This window comes from Bradyrhizobium sp. B124 (assembly GCF_038967635.1).
Taxonomy (GTDB): domain Bacteria; phylum Pseudomonadota; class Alphaproteobacteria; order Rhizobiales; family Xanthobacteraceae; genus Bradyrhizobium.
On the sequence record NZ_CP152413.1, the window covers coordinates 4,761,536 to 4,777,353 of the forward strand.

17 protein-coding genes are annotated in these 15,818 nt (G+C 64.7%); 3 read left to right on the plus strand and 14 right to left on the minus strand.

The features are described 5' to 3' along the window. Nucleotides 1–220: 220 nt before the first annotated feature. The 13 genes from phoB to AAFG13_RS22840 form a co-directional block, all read right to left on the minus strand. Complete coding sequence (gene phoB, locus AAFG13_RS22780; protein WP_016844067.1) at nt 221–931, minus strand: phosphate regulon transcriptional regulator PhoB; 711 nt, start codon at nt 929–931, stop codon at nt 221–223. 130 nt (nt 932–1,061) lie between these two features. Then, nucleotides 1,062–1,778: a phosphate signaling complex protein PhoU gene (gene phoU, locus AAFG13_RS22785; RefSeq protein WP_050403109.1), complete on the minus strand. Its 717-nt coding sequence runs from the start codon at nt 1,776–1,778 to the stop codon at nt 1,062–1,064. A gap of 97 nt (nt 1,779–1,875) precedes the next feature. Then, on the minus strand, nt 1,876–2,694 hold the full coding sequence (pstB, locus tag AAFG13_RS22790) for a phosphate ABC transporter ATP-binding protein PstB (protein WP_029079896.1): 819 nt from the start codon (nt 2,692–2,694) through the stop codon (nt 1,876–1,878). After that, the gene (pstA, locus tag AAFG13_RS22795; protein WP_092123044.1) at nt 2,691–3,536 is read right to left on the minus strand and encodes a phosphate ABC transporter permease PstA; all 846 of its coding nucleotides are present in this window, start codon (nt 3,534–3,536) and stop codon (nt 2,691–2,693) included. The genes pstB and pstA overlap by 4 nt, the downstream gene beginning before the upstream one ends. Nucleotides 3,537–3,540: 4 nt before the next feature. Next, nucleotides 3,541–4,530 carry a phosphate ABC transporter permease subunit PstC gene (gene pstC / locus AAFG13_RS22800; protein ID WP_212317158.1) on the minus strand — a complete coding sequence of 330 codons (990 nt, stop codon included), beginning with the start codon at nt 4,528–4,530 and terminating at the stop codon, nt 3,541–3,543. 228 nt (nt 4,531–4,758) lie between these two features. Further along, a complete protein-coding gene (pstS, locus tag AAFG13_RS22805) occupies nt 4,759–5,769 on the minus strand; it encodes a phosphate ABC transporter substrate-binding protein PstS (protein ID WP_212317157.1) in 1,011 nt (336 codons plus the stop codon). A gap of 136 nt (nt 5,770–5,905) precedes the next feature. Then, nucleotides 5,906–7,219 (minus strand): ATP-binding protein, encoded by a 1,314-nt coding sequence (locus AAFG13_RS22810; RefSeq protein ID WP_342708274.1) that lies wholly within the window; start codon nt 7,217–7,219, stop codon nt 5,906–5,908. An 84-nt stretch (nt 7,220–7,303) separates the two neighbouring features. Further along, nucleotides 7,304–8,359, minus strand: coding sequence for a lysylphosphatidylglycerol synthase domain-containing protein (locus tag AAFG13_RS22815; RefSeq protein ID WP_249132591.1), 1,056 nt, complete (start codon nt 8,357–8,359; stop codon nt 7,304–7,306). A 353-nt stretch (nt 8,360–8,712) separates the two neighbouring features. Continuing rightward, a complete protein-coding gene (locus tag AAFG13_RS22820; RefSeq protein ID WP_212317153.1) occupies nt 8,713–8,940 on the minus strand; it encodes an Rdx family protein in 228 nt (75 codons plus the stop codon). A 19-nt stretch (nt 8,941–8,959) separates the two neighbouring features. Continuing rightward, nucleotides 8,960–9,871, minus strand: a complete 912-nt coding sequence (locus AAFG13_RS22825) for a haloalkane dehalogenase (protein ID WP_342708275.1) — start codon at nt 9,869–9,871, stop codon at nt 8,960–8,962. Beyond that, a complete protein-coding gene (locus tag AAFG13_RS22830; RefSeq protein ID WP_342708276.1) occupies nt 9,868–10,458 on the minus strand; it encodes a TetR family transcriptional regulator C-terminal domain-containing protein in 591 nt (196 codons plus the stop codon). The genes AAFG13_RS22825 and AAFG13_RS22830 overlap by 4 nt, the downstream gene beginning before the upstream one ends. A gap of 109 nt (nt 10,459–10,567) precedes the next feature. Next, entirely contained in the window at nt 10,568–10,864 is a 297-nt protein-coding gene (locus tag AAFG13_RS22835; protein WP_212317147.1) for a hypothetical protein, read from the minus strand. 2 nt (nt 10,865–10,866) lie between these two features. Continuing rightward, nucleotides 10,867–12,261: an OmpA family protein gene (locus AAFG13_RS22840; protein ID WP_342708277.1), complete on the minus strand. Its 1,395-nt coding sequence runs from the start codon at nt 12,259–12,261 to the stop codon at nt 10,867–10,869. Nucleotides 12,262–12,443: 182 nt separating this feature from the next. Here AAFG13_RS22840 and AAFG13_RS22845 point away from each other — a divergent pair, with 182 nt between their 5' ends. Continuing rightward, the gene (locus AAFG13_RS22845; RefSeq protein WP_342708278.1) at nt 12,444–13,502 is read left to right on the plus strand and encodes a polysaccharide deacetylase family protein; all 1,059 of its coding nucleotides are present in this window, start codon (nt 12,444–12,446) and stop codon (nt 13,500–13,502) included. A 12-nt stretch (nt 13,503–13,514) separates the two neighbouring features. Here AAFG13_RS22845 and AAFG13_RS22850 read toward each other — a convergent pair whose 3' ends face one another. Then, nucleotides 13,515–14,240, minus strand: a complete 726-nt coding sequence (locus tag AAFG13_RS22850; RefSeq protein WP_342708279.1) for a sulfite exporter TauE/SafE family protein — start codon at nt 14,238–14,240, stop codon at nt 13,515–13,517. Between the two features lie 97 nt (nt 14,241–14,337). On the opposite strand from AAFG13_RS22850, the gene AAFG13_RS22855 reads away from it, so the two are divergent. Then, a complete protein-coding gene (locus AAFG13_RS22855) occupies nt 14,338–14,670 on the plus strand; it encodes a hypothetical protein (RefSeq protein WP_342708280.1) in 333 nt (110 codons plus the stop codon). Between the two features lie 252 nt (nt 14,671–14,922). Continuing rightward, nucleotides 14,923–15,723 carry an SDR family NAD(P)-dependent oxidoreductase gene (locus AAFG13_RS22860; RefSeq protein WP_092126579.1) on the plus strand — a complete coding sequence of 267 codons (801 nt, stop codon included), beginning with the start codon at nt 14,923–14,925 and terminating at the stop codon, nt 15,721–15,723. Nucleotides 15,724–15,818: the final 95 nt, after the last annotated feature.

Sequence of the window (15,818 nt, forward strand, 5' to 3'; positions counted from 1 at the left end):
GCGGTGTTTGAAGCGGAGAATGAAGTTCTGGATTTCGCTTCGCTCCATCCGGGCTACGTCACATCACCGGCGTCGTCCCGGCGTTCGCCGGGACCCATAACCACGAATGGGCGTTGTTAGAAAGTCGTCTGGCCGCTTGCCGATTGCGCCGGCCGCGGCGTATGGGTCCCGGCGTTCGCCGGGACGACGCCGTGTTGTGGTTTACGATTGTCGGCCAGCCTTACGGCTGCGGTTCGGCCTTCGCGAAGCGGTCGTCGAGCGCGTAGCCGGCGCCGCGCACGGTGCGGATCGGATCCTGCTCGCGGCCCGGATTGAGCAGCTTGCGCAGGCGGCCGATATGCACGTCGACGGTACGCTCATCGATATAGATGTCGCGGCCCCAGACGCTGTCGAGCAGCTGCTCGCGGCTGAACACGCGGCCGGGATGCTCGAGGAAGAATTCGAGCAGCCGATACTCGGTCGGACCGAGATCGATCGGACGTCCCGAGCGCGCCACGCGGCGCTTTTCGCGGTCGAGCTCGATGTCGCCATAGGTCAGCACGGTCGCAAGCCGCTCCGGGCTCGCACGGCGCAGCAGGCCCTTCACCCGTGCCAGCAGTTCCGGCACCGAGAACGGCTTGACGATGTAGTCGTCGGCGCCGGTGGCAAGCCCGCGCACGCGCTCGCTCTCCTCGCCGCGCGCGGTCAGCATGATGATCGGAAGCTGCTTGGTCTCGGGCCGCGCCCGCAGGCGGCGGCACAGCTCGATGCCGGACAGGCCCGGCAGCATCCAGTCCAGTACCACGAGGTCGGGAACGCGCTCCTTCAGGCGGGTGTCGGCATCGTCGCCGCGCCCCACCGTCTCGACATCGTAGCCTTCCGCATCGAGGTTGTAGCGCAACAGTGTCGTCAGCGCTTCCTCGTCTTCGACTACCAGAATGCGTGCGCTCATCGGCTTAAGTTCTCTCTCTGTGATGATCCGTTGCCCAGACGCAAACCGAAACGCTTACTTTCCTGAGCATAATCCCCGCGGAAACGACTTGTCGTGAAGACAATCCGGCTCCGCGCCTGCGGATCATGTCCTAGGTACCGGGCACCGTGGTGGCAAAGTTGGTCATGTCGCCCTTCGGGCGCTTGTCGGTGATCTGCTGGCCCTCGATCATGTAGAACACGGTTTCGGCGATATTGGTGGCGTGATCGCCGATCCGCTCGATGTTCTTGGCGCAGAACATCAGATGGATGCAGAACGAGATGTTGCGCGGATCCTCCATCATGTAGGTCAGCAGCTCGCGGAACAGCGAGGTGCAGATCGCATCGACCTCCTCGTCGCCCTTCCAGACGTTCATCGCCGCCGGCAGATCGTGCGCGGCATAGGCGTCGAGCACCGACTTGACCTGCGACAGCACGAGGTCGGTCATGTGCTCCAGGCCACGGATCAGCTTCAGCGGCTGGAAATCGCTCTCCAGCGCCGCGACGCGCTTGCCCATGTTCTTGGCGAGGTCGCCGATCCGCTCGAGATCGGTGGCGACGCGCATCGCGCTGACGATTTCGCGCAGGTCGATCGCCATCGGCTGGCGGCGGGCGATCGTCAGCACCGCGCGCTCTTCGATGACGCGCTGCAGATTGTCGATCTCGATGTCGGCGGCGACGACGCGCTTGCCGAGCGCGACGTCGCGACGGATCAGCGCGTCGACCGACTCGGTGATCATCCGCTCGACGAGGCCGCCCATCTCGGCGACCAGGCGGGTCAACTCCTGCAGGTCGCTGTCGAATGCCTTGGCGGTATGTTCAGAAGCCATCGCTTGTCTCCCTCATGATCCCGGGGATCACGATTTGGTGTCCTCAGTTTCGCATGATCCGGTCGGAAAACCGGTACCCAATTTTGCGGACCATGCGCTAGCCGAACCGGCCGGTGATGTAGTCCTGGGTGCGTCGATCGCTCGGCGAGGTGAAGATCTTGTTGGTGTCGTCGAACTCGATCAGTTCACCGAGATACATGAAGGCGGTCTTGTCGGAGACGCGCGCCGCCTGCTGCATGTTGTGGGTGACGATTGCGATCGTGTAGTCTTCGGAGAGCTCCTGGATCAGTTCCTCGACCTTGGCGGTCGAGATCGGATCGAGCGCCGAGCACGGCTCGTCGAACAGGATCACCTCGGGACGCACCGCCACGGTGCGCGCGATGCACAGGCGCTGCTGCTGGCCGCCGGAGAGCGACAGGCCGGAAGCGTTCAGCTTGTCCTTGACCTCATTCCACAGCGCGCCGCCGCGCAGCGCCTTCTCGACCCGGTCGTCCATCTCGGACTTCGAGATCTTTTCGTAGAGGCGGATGCCGAAGGCGATGTTCTCGTAGATCGTCATCGGGAACGGCGTCGGCTTCTGGAACACCATGCCGACCCGCGCGCGGAGCAGATTGAGGTCGAGCTTGGGATCGAGAATGTTGGTCTGGTCCAGCATCAGCTGGCCGACCGCGCGCTGGCCCGGATAGAGATCGTACATCCGGTTGAAGATGCGCAGCAGGGTCGACTTGCCGCAGCCCGACGGGCCGATGAACGCCGTGACGCGGTTGGTGCCGAGCGTCAGGTTGATGTTCTTCAGCGCGTGGTGCTCGCCGTAATAGAAGTTGAGGTTGCGCACCGTGACTTTCGGCGGCGCTTCCGGCAGCGGCACCTGGGGAACGTGGCTCGCGACAGTCGTTGAGACGGAAAGCTCGGTCATTTTGCGGCCCTTTCGGCACCAAGGATACGCGCGCCGATATTCAGCGCGAGCACAGTGAAGGTGATCAGCAGCGCACCGCTCCACGCCAGCTCTTTCCAGTAGGCGTAGGGGCTCTGCACGAAGTTGTTGATGGTCACCGGCAGGTTGGCCATGGTCTTGGTCAGATCCAGGCTGAAGAACTGGTTCGACAGCGCGGTGAACAGCAGCGGCGCGGTTTCACCGGCGACACGGGCGGTCGCCAGCAGCACGCCGGTGATCAAGCCGCTACGCGCAGCACGATAAGCGATCCGCTTGATCACCAGCGAACGCGGCAGGCCGAGCGCGGAGGCCGCCTCGCGCAGCGGATTGGGCACCAGCAGCAGCATGTCCTCGGTGGTGCGCAGTACGACCGGGATCACGATCACGGCGAGCGCGAGACTGCCTGCGATCGCCGAGAAGCCGCGCATCGGCACCACCACTGCGCCATAGATGAACAGGCCGATGATGATCGAAGGCGCGCTGAGCAGGATGTCGTTGATGAAGCGGATCACCGAGGTGAGCTTGTCGTGCTTGCCGTACTCGGCGAGGTAGGTGCCGGCGAACAGGCCGAGCGGCGCGCCGATGCCGACGCCGATCACCGTCATGATGACCGAGCCGACGATGGCGTTGAGCAGGCCGCCTTCGGTCGAGCCCGGCGGCGGCGTGTTCTGGGTGAACAGCTGCACGCTGAGGCCGGCAAGGCCGTTATAGACCAGCGTGAACAGGATCAGCGCCAGCCACGTGACGCCGAACAGCGCCGCGCCGACACAGAGTGCGCGAATGACGATGTCGCTGCGGCGGCGGGATTTGTAGATCGGGTTCATGGCGCTATTTCCCCGCTTTCGTTTCAAGCCGCATCAGCATCAGCCGCGCGCCGGCGAGCACGAAGAAGGTCAGCACGAACAGCAGGAGGCCGAGCAGGATCAGCCCGGACTGGTGCAGGCCGTCGCTCTCGGCGAATTCGGAGGCGATCGCCGCCGAGATCGTGGTGCCCGGCGCGAAGATCGACGACGAGATGCGGAACGAGTTGCCGATGATGAAGGTCACCGCCATGGTCTCGCCGAGCGCGCGGCCGAGTGCCAGCATGATGCCGCCGATCACGCCGACCCGGGTGTAGGGGATCACGACGCTGCGGACGACTTCCCATGTGGTGCAGCCCATGCCGTAGGCGGCCTCTTTCAGCACCGGCGGCACGGTCTTGAACACGTCGACCGAGATCGCAGTGATGAACGGCAGCACCATGATGGCGAGGATCAGCGCGGCGTTGAACAGGCTGAGATAGGACGGCGGACCTGCGAACACCGCACCCAGCACCGGGACGCCCTCGAATATCCTGATCATGAAGGGCTGGAACGTGTTGGCCAGGAACGGGCCCAGCACGAAGAAGCCCCACATGCCGTAGATGATCGAGGGGATGCCGGCGAGCAGCTCGATGGCGATGCCGATCGGGCGGCGCAGCATTTGCGGGCAGAGTTCGGTGAGGAAGATGGCGATGCCGATGCCGACCGGAATGGCGATCGTCATCGCGATGACCGAGGTGATCAGGGTGCCGTAGATCGGGCCGAGCGCGCCGAGCACCGGCGGATCGGCCGAGGGCGCCCAGCGCTGCGTCCAGAGGAAGGCGAAGCCGTATTCCTTCATCGCCGGCCAGGCGCCGGCGATCAGCGACAGGATGATGCCGCCGAGGATCAACAGGACCGAAATCGCCGAGATGCGGGTGACCCAATAGAAGGTGAGATCACCGAGCTTGAAGGCGCTGAGGGCCTTGGCGCGATCGTAAGGTCCCGCGGCTTCCATCACATCGCTCTGAACAGCCATGTCTGCCACGCCAATCCCCTCATTACTATGTGAAAGCTACGCAAACCGCTACGCCCCGAAGCGATCTTCACTGACGCATTTGGCCGGGCGTCGTTCCGGTTGCGCCTCCCGGGGCGCGAGCCCGGGCCCCGCCCCGCGTTACTTGCCGCGGTGATGGAGCCCGGATCTCAATCGGTCCGCCTGTGCCGCCCTTGAGAGGTGGCACAGGCGTTGTTCAAAGCGTCAGACTTAGCTCTTGATGTCCGAGGACCAGGTCTTCTCGATCAGCTTGACGACCGATTCCGGCATCGGGATGTAGTCGAGCTCTTCGGCCGCCTTGCCACCCTTCTCGAAGGCGTACTTGAAGAACTTGAGCGCTTCCTGCGAGGCCGCCTTGTCGGTCGAATCCTTGTGCATCAGGATGAAGGTCGCCGCGGTGATCGGCCAGGAGGCTTCGCCCGGCTGGTCGGTCAGGATCACGTAGTAGCCGGGAGCCTTGGACCAATCGGCGTTCGACGCAGCAGCCTGGAAGGCGGCGATGGTCGGCTGCACGGTCTTGCCGGCCTTGTTGACCAGCGCGGTGTAGGTCAGCTTGTTCTGCTTGGCATAGGCGTATTCGACATAGCCGATCGCGTTCTTGGTCTGGCCGATGTTGCCGGCAACGCCTTCGTTGCCCTTGGCGCCGACGCCGACCGGCCACTCGACCGCGGTGCCGGAACCGACCTTGGACTTCCAGTCGGCGTTCGACTTGGAGAGGTAGTCGGTGAAGTTGAAGGTGGTGCCCGAACCGTCCGAACGGCGCACGACGGTGATCGCGTCGGCCGGCAGGGTCAGCTTCGGATTGAGCTTGGCGATCGCCGCGTCATTCCACTTGGTGATCTTGCCGAGATAGATGTCGCCGAGCACTTCGCCGGAGAGCACGAGATCGCCCGGCTTGATGCCTTCGACGTTCACGACCGGAACGATCGCGCCCATCACCATCGGCCACTGGACGAGGCCGTCCTTCTCGAGCTGCTCGGCCTTGAGCGGCGCGTCGGTCGCGCCGAAGGTCACGGTCTTGGCCTGGATCTGCTTGATGCCGGCGCCGGAACCGATCGACTGATAGTTCAGGCCATTGCCGGTGTCCTTCTTGTAGGCGTCAGCCCACTTCGAATAGATCGGGAACGGAAACGTCGCGCCTGCGCCGGTAATATCGGCAGCGAAGGCCGACGTCGAAGCGGCGACCATGCCGGCAGCGACGATTGCTTTGATGAAATTCATGGGGTGGTCTCCATCTTGTGAGCGAAGCGCCAATTGCGCCCGATCGCGCCCACGCCGGTCCATCTAGGAGCGGTCGGTGCTGCTTTTACGAAGGTTGGATGACAGTTGGATGACAATACTAAGCGACTGAAAACGCTCAGCTTTGGGTCGGTAACGGGGTCTTCGGCCGGGGAAAACAGGCGGTAAAAGTCGCGCCATTCTTCGGCACGCTCTCGATCAGAAGACGCCCGCGATGACGGTTAAGAATATGTTTCACCAGCGATAATCCGAGGCCGGTTCCGCCCTGGTTACGGCTGTCGCCAACGTCCACCCGGTAGAAGCGCTCGGTCAGCCGCGGCAGGTGCTCCGGGGCGATGCCGGGGCCGAAATCCCGTACCATGACTCGGATTTCGGGGCTCCCCTCGCCCGATGCGCCCGAAACGGTCTGATTGAGCGACACTATGACGCGGCCGCCCGAGGCGCCGTATTTGAGGGCGTTCTCGATCAGGTTCTCGAACAGGCGGAGCAGTTCCTCGCGGTCGCCAGCGATCGTGACCGGGGTCGGTGGCAGGTCGACGTCGATCTCGACCTGGCGCTCGCTGGCCAGCGCCTCGAGCCCGTCGGCCACCTGGCGGATGATCGGCACGATATCGATCGAGGCCTCGGGCCGCACATGGGCCGACAGCTCGACGCGCGACAGCGACAGCAGGTCGTCGATCAGCCGCGCCATGCGGGTGGCCTGGGTGTGCATGATACCGAGGAAGCGCTCGCGCGCCCGCGCGTCCTCGCGCGCCGGTCCCTGCAGCGTGTCGATGAAGCCGGACAAGGCGGCGAGCGGCGTGCGCAGCTCATGGCTGGCATTGGCGACGAAATCGGCGCGCATCTCCTCGACCCGGCGCAGCGGCGTCAGATCGTGGAAGGTCATCAGCATGCACTTCTCGGTGCCGCCGAACTGGGTCGGCACCGGCACCGGCGTGATCACCAGTTCCATCCAGCGATCGACCGGAACGTGGTCGGAGTAGGTGGCGCGGCGCGGCTCGGTGGTCGCGATCGCCTCGCGCAACGCAGTGATAATCTCCGGCGAACGCAGGGCAAATTGCGCCAGCTCGTTCTTGCGCAGCGCCGGCGCCAGCTGGGCCGCGGCGGTGTTGAGATGGATGACGCGGCCGGCACGGTCGAGCAGCACGGCCGGGTCCGGCATGCCGGCGACGACCGCGCTGACGGCGGTCGCCTCGACCGGATTGCCGTGGCGGACATCCTCGCGCGAGGTGCCGGCATCATGCAGCCGCCACGGCACCAGCGCCGCAGCCGCGATGCAGACGAACACCACGCAGGCGCGCACCAGCGACAACTCGCCGAGCGCGACCACTACGCTCAGCGCCAGCGCTGCGGCAAGCAGGATCAGCGCGGAATGGCGCAAGCGGTCGGGCCAGGGCGAGAAAATCGAATGCGGCGTATCGTCAATGGCCATCGCGGCGGCTTTCTTCCCGTCGGTTCATGTCTCGCCCAGGCGCGGTCAAATCGACCTTCCCTCGGGAGGCATCGGGCCGCGTCGTCAGACCCCGGAATCACCACGCTTGCGGACCAGAACCGCCTCATGATGCGGCTCAGCGCGGGGACCCGAATCAGTCTGCGGCAGCCGCTTGAGTCGGGCGCCGACGATAACCTCCCGAAACGTCAGCAAGATTACAGATATGACGAACGGCGCAATATAGTAGAGCAGCCGGAACAACAGCATACCGCCGAGCAGGTCCTCGCGGTCCATCTGCCAGAGGCCGACCAGCATGGCGGCGTCGAACACCCCGAGCCCGCCGGGGGAGTGGCTGGCGAAGCCGAGCAGGGTCGCCGACACGAAGATGACCGCGACCACGACGAAGCCGAGATTGGGCTCGTCCGGCACCAGCACGTACATCGCCAGCGCGCAGAAGCCGAGGTCGACGATGCCGATCGCGATCTGCAGCAGCGTCAGCGGGCCGCCCGGCAGGGTCACCGTCCAGGGACCGCGGCCGACCACCCGCGGCTGGGTCCAGACCCAGACCACATAGGCGACCAGCGCGATGATGATGCCGAACGCGAGCGTCCGGTTGAGCCAGGGCGGCAGCTGGTCGATGTTGGCGGCGGCTTCCGGATGATAGGCGATGCCGAGCCCGAGCACGGCGGCATTGCCGAGCCAGAAGGTCAAGCCGGCGAGAAAGCAGATCTTGGCGACGTCGATCGCGTTCAATCCCCAGGCCGAATAGATCCGGTAGCGCACCGCGCCGCCGGTGAAGACGCTGGCGCCGACATTGTGCCCGATCGAATAGGAGGTGAATGCCGCGAGCGCGTTGACGCGATAGGGCACGTGGGCCTGACCGATCGCGCGCACCGCGAACAGATCGTAGAAGGTCAGCGTGAAGTAGCCGGCTGCGACGAACAGTCCCGCCAGCGCGATTTGTCGCGGCTCGGTGCTCTTGATGGCCTCGAGCACCTCATTGGTGTCGATGCCGCGCAGCATATGATACAGGACGTAGCAGGCGATGCCGATGACGGCGATGCTGATGACAACACCCAGCCGATGCAGGATTTGCTTCTGGCGCAGAAACGCCATCGCCCTGCGTATTGCTTCCAGCATCTAGACCTCGAATTGCGATCCCGCGACGGCGGCTCCCGGGCGAACCCCGCCGGCGCTTCGCTGTGCCCCGACCCCTGTAGCGCGTTTTAAGCCGGAGTGGAATTCGTCAAACGACAATAAAACGCGCATCTTCAAGATATTAGGGATGATTCATGACAGCGGGTGCACAAATATGCGCGTTTCTCGCCATCTTCGACAAGACTTGACATCGACGTGCGGCGGTTAGCCCGCCGAACGCTGCGCAAGGCCATCCGGGAAACTACGGGAAGCAGGAGCGACGCCGCGGCGCCCGCGCAGTGAAAATCGCCACCGCATTGGTGATGCGACGGCGATGAGGCAAGCCTGCGTAGATTTTATGCCCGTGCCGCAGCCACTGCGGTGACGATTTCGGCAGCATCGGGGAAATGCCCCTTCACGCGCTTGGCGATCACTTTGCCGTCAAGCTTGACCTCGAAGACGCCGCCCTTGCCCGGCACGAGCTCCGGATCGAGCCTGAGGCGTTCGCGCAGCAGCGCGGCGGCCTCCCTGGCGCGCTTTTCGTAGCCGCAGGGACGGCAATAAATGATCGAGAGGTCGGTCATGGCGTGCTCTCCCATCCACTCATGCTGCGAGATGTTGCGCGTTCGCGGCTTCGATGCCGGCGATCCACCCTGCAACCGAGCGGCCGATCGCCTCCGGATGATCCTCCTGCAGATAATGCGCGCCCGCGCCGAGCTGAATGACCGCGCAATGCTGCAGCCTCGCCGCGAAATCCGCCGCGAAGGCCGGCGACACCAACGCCCCGGGAGACCCCGCGAACAGCAGCTTCGGATAGGTCGATCCCGCGAGCGCTGCGTGCGCCGTGGTGAGCGCCTGATCGACGTCGGCGGGTTCGCCTGCGATCGGCAGCTCGCGCGGCAGCATCAAGGTCGGCTTGCGGCTCTCGCGCGTCGCAAACGGCGCACGGTAAGCGGCCATCTCTTCCTCACTCAGCTTGCGCAGCATCCCGTTCGGAAGAACGCGCTCGATGAAGGCATTGGCTTCCAGAATCATCGCCTCGCCCACACCTTCGGTCCTGAACTTGCGAAAGGTTTCTTCGCGCACGCCGTGATCGGGATCGAAATCGCTCCATGTCGACATCGGCCGGATAAATTCCATGAAGGCGAGCCCGCGCACCAGTTGCGGACGGCGCGCCGCGAGATGGAACGCGAGCGCCGTGCCCCAATCCTGCGCGACGAGATAGGCCGAGCTGATGCCGAGCTCGTCGATCAGCGCATCGAGATAGTCCGCATGGTCGAAGAAGCGGTAGGCGATGTCGGGTTTGCCGGACTGGCCGTAGCCGATCAGGTCGGGCGCGATGCAGTGCCCGACCGGCGCCACCAGCGGCATGATGTTGCGCCAGATATAGGATGACGTCGGATTGCCGTGCAGGAACAGCACGTGCGGCGCATCGCTGCGTCCGGTTTCGCGATAGGCCATCGTGGTCCCGAGCACCGGGCGATGATGCAGGCTGATATCGGAAGACATGGTCATGGCAACTCCTTGAACACGGTTTGGAAGGCGATCGTCTTGAAACGCTCGAGCGCAGCCGCGCTGCGCTCGACCTTCATGCGCAACATCGCGCCCTGCCAGGATGCGAGCAGGAAATCGGCAAGCGCATCGGGATCGAAGTCGGACGCGATCTCGCGCCTGGCCTGGGCTTCGGCGATGCAGGCCGCAAACGGCGCACGCCATTCCCGAAAGATCTCGTCGAGCTGCTCGCGCAGCATCTCGCTCGAGCCCGACGCCTCGAGGCTGAAATCGCCGATCAGGCAGCCGCGGGTGAAGCCGTCATGCGCAAGCTTGCCGGTGATGAGATCGAGATAGCGCCGGAGCCTGTCGCGCGGCGGCAACGTCGTGTCGCCGAGGGCTTCGGCGACGAGGCCGCGCACATAGAGGAAATAGCGGTCGAGCACTTCCGACGCGAACAGCTCCTTGGAGCGGAAATGGTTGGTGAACGAGCCCTGCGGCGCGCCGGCGGCGGCGGTGACGTCGCGCACGCTGGTGCCGTGATAGCCGGTCCGGAACATTTCCTTCAGCCCGGCGTCGAGGATGGCATCACGGATGGAGGGCTTTGGCATGGCCGCCATTTAATACGTACGTACGTATTGATGTCAAGCGGCAAAATGCGTGCGGCCTCGCCCCGCGTCTGGCGACGCCGCTCAGTCCTGCTGGATCAAGGGTTTGGGGTCAGCTCGCGGGCCTGCTGCGCGAGACCACCCAGTCGCGCAGCCAGGAGCCGATCGCGCAGCCGACGAGATAGAGCGCGAACATGACCAGGAAGAGGTCGAGCCAGTAGCCGAGGCGGCCGGGCACGACCCGCGCAAACGATGCCGCGACCAGCGCGACGGCGAGCAGCGCGAGCCAGCGGATCCACGCCTTCGAGACGCCCTGCGCCCGATGCACCACCGCGATCCAGCCCATGCCGAAGCCGAGCAGCGCGGCGCCGAGCAGCCAACCCCAGAAGAATGTCGCGAGCACGGTCATCGCTACTTCACCACGAATTCGATGCGGCGGTTCTGCGCCTTGCCGTCTTCACTCTCGTTGCCGACGAGCGGCTGCGTGCTGCCATAGCCGATCGGCGTGAAGCGGTTGGCAGGCAGTCCGGCGCGCACGAGGTAATCGACCACGGCCTGCGCGCGGCGCTCCGACAAGGCCTGGTTGGCCGCCTCCTCACCGTCGCTGTCGGTATGGCCGGCGACTTCGATCGTCGCATTGGGACAGCGCATCGCGGTCTCGATCAGGCGGTCGAGCAGACCGGCGGAGTCAGGGACGATGTCGGCCTTGCCGGACTCGAAGCGGATCTTGCCCTTGGAGAGGATCTCGGAAAACAGCTGCTGACATACCGTCGGATCGACCGGCGCCGCCGCCGGCTTGACGGTGACCTCGGCCTTGTACTGCCAGCCCTGCGGAAAGTCCTTGCCGAGCCCGTCGCGGATCTGGCCGGCCGCGGCATCATAGAGCGCATCGCCCGACAGCTTCACCTCACGGTCCGACACCACGAGCGTCCCGGTCGACAGCCGTGACAGCGCGCCGAGCGCAGGCACCACCGCCGCCGCAAACCCCGAGGGCGCGCCGATGCTGGCCTTGAGATTGTCGACGACCTTTTCGCTGAAGAACTTGCGGCCGGCGGCGGCGACCAGCGCGGCATGCACGTTGTTGTCGGGCACGTAGCCGGTCAGCGTCAGCGTCACTGCGACCGGATCCTTGTAGGCCTGGAACACGTAAGGCGGCGCCTTGATGTCGTTGGCGGCAATGGAATAGCCCTCCGGCAGATTCTTCAGCGCCGCCGCGACCGCTTCGCGTCCGCCGAGCTCGCGCGCCATGCCGGCGAGAGCAACCTTGTTGTCGGTCAGCGTGATCTTGCCTTCCTTCAATTTGCCGATCTGGTCGAGCAGCAACAGCGCCGCCGGGTCGAACCGCGACGGCGCGCCACGGGCGAGCGCCATCTGATCCACCACCTCGACACCGCCGAGACTGGCCTTCGCGGCCTCGGTCAGCTTGCTCTTGCTCGACGGCAGCGGCGCATTGCCGCCAAGCGTGACCCGCACCACGTCGCGTTCGGCAGACCACACAAAGGGCTTGGCTTCGGGAACGAGGCGGGTCTCGTCGTTGACCAGCCGCACGCCCGGCACGGCCTCGACCGACGCCACGGCGCTGAGACGGCCGTCCTCGGAGAAGGCATTGGCCGCAAAGGTCACGTCGCGGCCGTCGACGCTGATGCGGCGCTTGTCGAGCACGGTGTCCTTGAGTGCGGCATTAGAGCGCGCAGCGAGGTCCGCTTCGACCGTTCCCGTTGAGGTCCAGGCCGCGATGCCCCACAGCACGACCAGTGGAATCACCCCCGGCCACCACTTGCTACTCCACTTGAAAAATCCGTGCATTCAGCGTCCTGCGGGGTCGGGAACCAGAGAGAAAACAAACCCTTGGCTGACTGTCAAACCCCAAATCAAAGGCCGAATCAAAGACCATGGCGGGGGCGCCATATTGGATCGGGATAACAGTTTCTTCAGTGGTGTTTCGCTAAGTTTCCGGCGGAATGCAAATCGGCCAGCCCGTGCCCCTCATGAAACAACTCCGCAACACCGTGATCCGTGCCGGGATGGAGGCGTTGTATTTCTCGGGTGCGCATATCCTGCTGCGGCCGATCTTTGCCGGCGTCGGCGCCATCTTCATGCTGCACCACGTCCGCCCGCGGCGCGCCGACGCGTTCCAGCCCAACCATCATCTCGAGGTCACGCCGGATTTCCTGCGCGCGATGCTGACGCATCTGCGCGCGCTCGACGTCGATGTCGTCAGCATGGACGAGGCGCATCGCCGCCTCACCGAACGGAATTTCGCGCGGCGCTTCGCCTGCTTCACCTGCGACGACGGCTACCGCGACAACCGCGATTTCGCGCTGCCCGTGATGCGCGAGTTCGGCGCGCCGTTCACGGTCTTTGTCGCGAGCGATTTCGCCGAGGGCTGCGGCAAATTGTGGTGGATCGCGCTCGAGCGGATCATCGCGGCGGCATCGGCGATCGAGGTGCCGATCGCCGGCGTCATGACGCGGATCGACACCGCGACGCCGCAAGCCAAGCGAGTTGCGTTCGGCCGCATGCACGACTGGCTACGCTCGCTGCCGGGCGAGAAGGAGATGCAGGCCGAGATGTCCGCGCTGTGCGTCCGCCACGGCGTCGACGAGGCCGGCATCGCGCGCGAGCTCTGCATGTCCTGGGACGAGCTGCGCGGCTTTGCCGACGATCCGCTGGTCACCATCGGCGCCCACACCATCACCCATTGCAATCTCGCCAAGCAGAGCGAGACCATCGCATCGTTCGAGCTCGCCACCAGCCGGGCGCGGATCGAGGAGACGCTGCAGCGTCCGGCGCTGCATCTTGCCTATCCCTATGGCGACCGGATCGCGGCCGGGCAGCGCGAATTCGCGCTCGCCAGATCGATCGGCTTTCGGACCGCGGTGACGACGCGGCCCGGCATGCTGTTTCCCGAAAGCGCCGACCACCTGACCGCGTTGCAGCGGGTCTCGCTGAACGGCAATTACCAGGACACGCGGCTCTTGCCGGTGCTGACCTCAGGCGCCGCCACCGCGGTGTGGAACGGTTTTCGCCGCGTCGACGCGGCGTAAACGAGCAACGTCCTAAACCACCAGCAGCAGTCCCGACACCAGCAACAGGCCGAGGATCACCCGCCTGAAGTTGGCCTCGTCGATGTTGCGAAAGGCAAAGATGCCGAGCCACGAACCGGCAAGCAGCGCCGGAGCGCCGAGCACGACGTCATAGGCGACCTTCATCGAGAGGTCGCGATGCAGCAGCATCATCATCAGCGCCGAAATCTGCATCGCGGCGATGAAGGGCTGCACGAGGCCGCGCTGCTGCTGCTTTGGCACACCATGGATATCGCACCAGATTGTAGGCAGCGCGCCCGGCATCGCGGTCAACCCGCCGATCAGGCCGCCACCAAACCCGACCAGCGCGTTGCTGCCCTCGGGCAAACGGCCGTAGCCGATCGCGGGCCTGAACAGCATGTAGCCGGCATAGAGCGCGACCATGATCCCGAAACCTTCGCGGAACGTCCGGCTGTCGGTGTTGTGCAGCAGCCAGAGCGCAAGCGGGACGCCCAGCAGTCCGCCGACGATCAGCGACAGGCTCTGTTTCCACTGGATGTTGTGCCGAAGCGCCCACAGGTTGGCCGCCTGCACGCCGACGCTGCAGGCCATCATCAGCGGCACCGCCTCGGTTGGCGGCATCGCATGCAGCAGGATGGCGCCGGCGATCGCGGAAAAGGCAAAGCCGGCGAGACCGGACACAAAGGCGCCGCAAAACACCGCGGCGCTGAGCACAACAAATGACATGACGTCGGCCACGAATGGACCTCCGTTGATGACAGCGATGGTGGATCGATCGGGAGAGCGCTAGTCGGTGTGAACCGCCCTCGCCTCTTGCGGCGCGGCCGCATCGGCCGTGGCCGCTGGCATCAGCAACGTCGCAGTGAGGAAGTGCAGCACAAAAAATCCGATTGCGATGGCAACAAGCAGCGTGATCTCGCTGACCTCCGGAAGCCGGATGACCGATTTGCGCGTCGACGAGCGTTCAGTAACGGACATTGCGGCCGCCCTCCAAATTGGTGCAGTGCCGGTCGGCGCGGTCGATCAGATGCTGATATTGCTTGAGAACGCGTCGCGCCTGAATCCGCCGCGAATAGTGAATTGCGCCGACGATCGCTGCGAACAGTCCTTTCCGCCTTCGGCGAAATTGAATGGGGGTGACTGGCATCACACCGGCCACCGGCAATGAAATGTGCTTCATTATTGGAACTCCTTGATCTGGAATTCCACCCCACGCGCATGATGCGGCAAAACCGGCTGACCAGTTTGTGCACTGCATCACATCTCAAGAAAGCTTGATCGATTCGACGCCCGCCCTTCGCGGGTAAACTGATCAGAACATCACCAGAGATCGAGCAGGCTGCGCGTTCGCCGGCCGCGGCGGTTCCTTGACTAGCTCCATCAACCCGGCCAGAACGCTTGGCATAGCTAAGGAGGCAACATGTTCAAGGATCTGTTCTCACTGAAGGGCCGCGTCGCACTGGTGACCGGGGGATCGCGCGGCATCGGCAAGATGATCGCGGCCGGTTTCCTCGCGCAGGGCGCCGCGAAGGTCTACATCACCGCGCGCAAGGCCGGTCCCTGCGAGGCCACCGCCCAGGAGCTTACCGCCGCCTATGACGGTGAATGCATCGCGCTGCCGATCGACATCTCGACCGTCGAGGGCTGCGAGAAGCTCGCCGGTGAAATCATCAAGCGCGAGCCGAAGCTCGACATCCTGGTCAACAATGCCGGCGCGGCATGGGGCGCGGACTTCGACGAATTCCCGGAGAGCGGCTGGGACAAGGTGATGAACCTCAACGTCAAGTCGATCTTCTTCCTGACCAAGGCGCTGGCCAAGCCGCTGCGCGCGGCGGCGACGCATGACAAACCGGGCAAGGTGATCAACATCGCCTCGATCGACGGCATCTTCGTCAACCCGATGGAGACCTATTCCTATGCCGCGAGCAAGGCCGCGGTGATCCATTTGACGCGCCGGATGGCGACGCGCCTGATCAAGGACAACATCAACGTCACCGCGATCGCGCCCGGCGCCTTCAAGTCGGACATGAACCGCGCCGCGCGCGACCACGCCGACGAAGTCGCGCAACGCGTTCCGTCGCGGCGGGTGGGCAGCGACGAAGATATGGCGGGCACTGCGATCTATCTCGCCTCGCGCGCCGGCGACTACGTCGTGGGCAACACCATCGCGGTGGATGGCGGCGTGGTCTACGCGACCGCGGGGCTGGAGATCGCGGGGTAAGCGACCGCGTAGCTCACGCGCACTAGAACATTGCCGCGCGGCGCTTGGCAGCGAGACTGGTGATACACAAAGGGCGCCTCGCTCGCAGCGAGGCG